Source organism: Desulfobulbus elongatus DSM 2908 (genome assembly GCF_000621145.1).
Lineage (GTDB): Bacteria > Desulfobacterota > Desulfobulbia > Desulfobulbales > Desulfobulbaceae > Desulfobulbus > Desulfobulbus elongatus.
In genome coordinates, this window is the sequence record NZ_JHZB01000089.1 from 1 (window position 1) to 1,337 (window position 1,337).

At 56.5% G+C, this 1,337-nt stretch carries 3 protein-coding genes and 1 pseudogene; all 4 read left to right on the forward strand.

Features of this window, described 5'->3' with window-relative positions; genetic code table 11:
• Positions 1 to 10: 10 nt before the first annotated feature.
• Positions 11 to 94, forward strand: a pseudogene (locus tag Q362_RS24940) (transposase); the annotation flags it as partial.
• An 8-nt stretch (positions 95 to 102) separates the two neighbouring features.
• Positions 103 to 558 carry a hypothetical protein gene (locus Q362_RS0117735; protein ID WP_028319701.1) on the forward strand — a complete coding sequence of 152 codons (456 nt, stop codon included), beginning with the start codon at positions 103 to 105 and terminating at the stop codon, positions 556 to 558.
• 49 nt (positions 559 to 607) lie between these two features.
• Positions 608 to 856 (forward strand): type II toxin-antitoxin system Phd/YefM family antitoxin, encoded by a 249-nt coding sequence (locus Q362_RS0117740; protein WP_028319702.1) that lies wholly within the window; start codon positions 608 to 610, stop codon positions 854 to 856.
• Positions 853 to 1,239 (forward strand): type II toxin-antitoxin system VapC family toxin, encoded by a 387-nt coding sequence (locus tag Q362_RS0117745; RefSeq protein ID WP_028319703.1) that lies wholly within the window; start codon positions 853 to 855, stop codon positions 1,237 to 1,239. The genes Q362_RS0117740 and Q362_RS0117745 overlap by 4 nt, the downstream gene beginning before the upstream one ends.
• Positions 1,240 to 1,337: the final 98 nt, after the last annotated feature.

Sequence of the window (1,337 nt, forward strand, 5' to 3'; positions counted from 1 at the left end):
TTGTCCAGCCATGGCAAGAATCGCAAGAGTAATAGCCCCTGGCTATCCACATCACGTCACCCAGCGGGGGAATCGCCGTCAACAGACCTTTTTTTTGCGACGATGATTACCTCGCCCCTGGGGCGGGCCACCACCTTTACCGACTACAGCTGGCACGGCCGGCCGGGTCGGATCGTCTCGGCCACGGGCCTGGAAACCGTGATCGGCTATGACGGCGGCGGCCGGATCTCGACCCTGGCCGAGGGCAACGCCACTTTCCGGTTTTTTTACACCGCCGACGGCATCCTCCAACGGATCGAGGGACCCGAGGGCGAGGAATGGGAGATCGGCCTGGATGCGGCCAACCGGATGACCGGCCTGACGGATGTCAATGGCAACCGGATCGAGTACAGCCTGAACGCGGAGAGCGGCCGGGAAGGGGAGCGGTTGATCGATGCCGGCGACACGGTCCGCCGCGAGTTCCTGCGGAACGGTCCTAATCTGATAGGAGTCAACTATCCCACCCTGAAGGACGGAATTTGCGGAGTCGTGGTTAAGGCTACTATGATTACCGCTTGATTTTTGCCCTTAGCTAGACTAAGCTAATCATTATTTCTGGGAGGATACGATGCAAGCCATCAATATGTTACAAGCCAAGTCCTCTTTGTCCCGTTTGGTGGAAGCCATCGAACAAGGACGGGAGCGTGAGATTGTTATTGCCCGCAATGGTCGCCCGGCGGCCAAGCTGGTCCCGATGGATACGGTGCCGGTGAACCAGCGCATCGGTGTTGCCAAGGGTAGGTTTGAGGTGCCGGACACCATCGATGCCCACAACGAGGATGTGGCACGGTTGTTCATGGGAGGGGCTCCATTGTGAACCTGCTACTGGACACCCATGTTGCCCTGTGGGCGATCACGGATAGCCCGAAGCTGTTACCGAAGGCACGGGAACTGATCCAATCTCGGAGAGCAACCGTTTGGATCAGCGCTGCAAGTATATGGGAGATTGCTATCAAGTATTCCCTTGGCCGGGGCGACATGCCCGTATCCGGTCAAGATGCGGTGGGCTATTTTCGCGATTCTGGTTATCGCTTTCTGGCAGTTGAGGCCGAACATGCCGTTGCGGTCGAAGAACTTGCTGCGCACCATCAAGATCCATTTGATCGTATCCTCGTGGCTCAGGCGCTTGTCGAACCGATGCGGCTGATGACCCACGATCCTCTGGTAGCGCTTTACAGCGACACCATTATCAAGATTTAGTGATTATCCACAAATAATTTGCTCGCAATTTTCCTGCCACCAGCTAATATCCGTTGAAACCAAGCAACGGGGGGAGAAATGGCAGGCATCAAAACCTG

Coding starts and splice junctions, on each gene's coding strand:
- Q362_RS0117735 (WP_028319701.1), top strand. CDS start 103: ATGATTACCTCGCCCCTGGGGCGGGCCACCACCTTTACCGACTACAGC.
- Q362_RS0117740 (WP_028319702.1), top strand. CDS start 608: ATGCAAGCCATCAATATGTTACAAGCCAAGTCCTCTTTGTCCCGTTTG.